Below are 3,231 nucleotides of genomic sequence, written 5' to 3'. Positions count from 1 at the left end.
TCGAATTGTAATGGTGTTGGTACACACTGCCATAAACCTGCGAGAATATCGTCGGCAGCGTCTTGTTGAGCGCGGTTAATTAGCTCGTCGGTTTTCTGTACAAAAAGATTATTCCAGGCGAGAGACTCGACGGCTTTGATTTCATCAGTGCCGAGTTTGGCATCTTTTTGCAAGGAGGGCAGGAGCTTTATCAGGTTGTGCCAATCTTCTAATTTTAAGTATACCGACTTCAAGAGCTTTAGAACGAAGGGGTGATGCGCCTGTTGTTTATGCAGGCGTAATAGTGTTGCTAAGCAAGGTTCATATTGCCCTTGTTGGTACTGGATTTGTGCTTGAGCGATCCCCACAGCAAAGTCGGAGTCCTCGGTGCTGTCATAGGCTTTCTTCAGCATTAGCTCAGCATCCTTAACCTGCCCTAACTCGTTGGAAGCGTGAGCGGCGGCTAAGTAGTTAATTAAGGGCTTATGGGACTTGGTAGCAGATTTAGATAATAGCTTGCTCGCTACGCCCCAGTTGCCTTCAAGTAGTGCAATTAGACCTTTCTCGGTTTTTATCGTAGCTCTTGACTCGGCGGAACGGCCAAACCACTTAGATACAGACTTGCTTGAATGCACCAGTTTACGTTTCAGCCCTAGTAGCCATACCAATAAAGTAAGCAAAATAGCGATAGCGAGTGCGGCGATGACCAGATTACTTTCTATTAGCCAGTTTCCATAAGATATTCGAACATATCCGGGGTCATGGCTGACAATCGCTGAAACACCAAGCGCTAGAGCCATGCCGACAATAATCAACACGAGTAAACGCTTCATGGTGTTGGCTCCTGCTTGGTACTGTTATCTGTGCTTGAAGGTGTCGGGTTGGAAAGTTTGCCTAAGCTATGGTTAAGATACATGGCTTCAATTTTTGTCTTCAGTAAGCGTAATGACTTTGAAATATCGGGTGTTTCGTAGCTTATTTGAAGTGTTTGCATACTTTTGAGTTTAGAAATCAGAGTTTTCGTTTGTTTGTCCTGAGTATCAAAGTAGTTCTCTAGCCAAATGCTTGCTTGTTTTAAGCTGTGAGTAAAAATAGCCTGGTTTTGCTCTAGTAAGGCAAGGTTTGCTTGTTCGAGCATCAGTCTTAGATTCTGCTTCAGATAATAATTTTGCTCAGGCGCCATAAGAGGCGCGACAGGGTGATCCAAACGCCGGATCAATACTGCTTTCTTTAGCTCGCCCCATACTTCCAGCCATGCTTGCTTCCATGCGGGAAGATCTGAAGTTTGTGATGAACGCTGGCTTGGTGTTTGTTCTGGCTCTGGCTTGCTCGTGTCTAAATAAGCGCTTTCTTTTAAGCCGTCTAAAGAAGAAATGATAGCCGAGAGTTGCATAAACATACCTTCACGGTCGAGGTGAGAAAGCTGTTGTAAGCTAAGAATCTCTTGATTGAGTGCTGCACGAACTGGGAGTAAGCCTGGGTCATTGATTTCGGCCAGCACTTTATCGGCAGATATCATGACTGCCTCAGCATTTTTTAAGTCGCGCTCAAGAAGAAGTCTTTGGTTGGCGAGATGTAATAAATACTCGGCCTCAGCAAGTAGCCAGTCAGCACGACTGCTGGCACCCATTTCTGTTAGCTTCTCGGTGTTATATAAACTTTGCCTATCGAGCTGAGTCAGTATCTGACTTTGTTGTTGTTTGTCTGCTTCTAGGTTTTTCAAACGTCGCTCGAGGCTTTGCTCTAAGTATTGAACTCGTTGTTGTGCGCTCTTATTTTGTGAATCTAGGTGCGACAGTAGTGTGTTTTGTTGCGACAGGTTTTGCCAGAAGTAAATTGCGCTAGCGATCGAAAACGCAGCTATTAGAGCAATGACCAGTATTAGCAGCCAAGAAAGGTTTTTCTTCTTTTTAGCTTGAGGGGCTGGCTTCTTTACATCTGCTGCAGGTAGCGTTTCGTTTGCGTCAGTCACGTGTTGTCCTGTTTTTTGTTGGTTGGCACTTACAAGCTGGCTTTTTTGATGCACTTTACAATGTCCATCGGCATAAGGTTTTCCGAGATCAAAGTGTTCTTCAATCCGTGTTCATATGCAATATTGGCCACTCTGATACTGGGTAGTATAAAAGACCTGTCAGATAAGTCGATATTGTGTTCACTGCAATGAGCAAGCAGGTTAGTCAGTGTTTCACCGCTTAGTGTAATAATAAAGTCTGGCGCAAAGTCGTCAATGCTTTGTTGCAGTATGCTTTGATCATAGTCTGGTTTCGAGCGTTGGTATAGCGATATGCTATCTACTTGCGCACCTCGAGCAAGAAGTTGGCTTTGTAAAGCCTGGCGACCATGCTTACCCTTGAGGATGAGTATTTTTTCGTCTTGAACTGTTTTGAGGTCTTTGTTCTCTAATAGTTTTTCACTGCTCAGGTCTTGACCTGGCGATACGATATCCAGACTTGTCGAGTTTAAGGCTTCAGCGGTTTTGCGGCCAATGGCATACCATTTTTGTCCGACAGGTGCTTGTGGCCAATAGTGATCTATTTGTTCAAGGCCTAGATCAGCTGCGTGTTGGCTGACGACAATTACATGCTGGTATTGGTCTAAATCGAGGATGTGCTGTCGCTCGATCGCGCTAATCTCAAGCTCATCGATTTTTAGCATTGGCAGTTTTTTGCACTGGGCTCCTAAGGCTTCGAGAGCTTTTGATAATTCCGTGGCGGAGGGTTCGGGGCGGCAGATTAGAATCTTGCTTGAACTGAGCAGGCCTAGTCGCTTGAAAGCCTGCTCGGTAACGAGTTTATTTGTCATTGGCTTAAACTTGAGCTTTGTTATAGACAGCTTCTAGTAAAGGGCCTGCACCCATTTCAAGCAGAGCTTCCGCTACGGCAACACCCAGCTCTTCACATTGAGCTTGTGGGCCGCTTAAGCTTGTTTTAAGGATGGTTGCGCCATCTTCTGAGGCAACTAAGCCGGTGAGTGTCAGTGTCTCGCTTTCTAAGGTTGCATATCCGGCGATTGGAACCTGACAGCCACCATGGAGCCGGTGATTCATTGCGCGTTCAGCTTTTACGCAGAACTCGCTTTCTGGGTGAATGAGGGGCGCCAATAATTTTTTAATATCCTCATCCTTGCTTCTGCACTCAATGCCTAGAGCGCCTTGGCCAACAGCTGGAAGTGATTGCTCAGCCGATATGACGCTTTTGATGCGTTCATTGAATTCAAGTCTTTTGAGTCCAGAGGCTGCAAGAATAATGGCGT

The 3,231-nt window shown here is 45.5% G+C and carries 3 protein-coding genes and 1 pseudogene; all 4 read right to left on the bottom strand.

From position 1 onward, the window contains the following. A partial coding sequence (locus tag A3757_RS21795) for a heme biosynthesis protein HemY (RefSeq protein ID WP_304439209.1) occupies nucleotides 1–812 on the bottom strand: 812 nt, incomplete at its 3' end. Further along, the gene (locus A3757_RS21790; RefSeq protein ID WP_068750210.1) at nucleotides 809–1,951 is read right to left on the bottom strand and encodes a uroporphyrinogen-III C-methyltransferase; all 1,143 of its coding nucleotides are present in this window, start codon (nucleotides 1,949–1,951) and stop codon (nucleotides 809–811) included. The genes A3757_RS21790 and A3757_RS21795, both read right to left, overlap by 4 nt. A gap of 29 nt (nucleotides 1,952–1,980) precedes the next feature. Next, nucleotides 1,981–2,781, bottom strand: coding sequence for a uroporphyrinogen-III synthase (locus A3757_RS21785; protein ID WP_068554143.1), 801 nt, complete (start codon nucleotides 2,779–2,781; stop codon nucleotides 1,981–1,983). Between the two features lie 4 nt (nucleotides 2,782–2,785). Beyond that, nucleotides 2,786–3,231: pseudogene (locus tag A3757_RS21780) on the bottom strand (hydroxymethylbilane synthase); the annotation flags it as partial.

The sequence above is a fragment of the Oleiphilus sp. HI0117 genome (assembly GCF_001635235.1).
Note: the sequence above shows the minus strand (reverse complement) of the source record. Positions and strands in the feature narration are given on the sequence as shown.

Coding starts and splice junctions, on each gene's coding strand:
- A3757_RS21785 (WP_068554143.1), bottom strand. CDS start 2,781: ATGACAAATAAACTCGTTACCGAGCAGGCTTTCAAGCGACTAGGCCTG.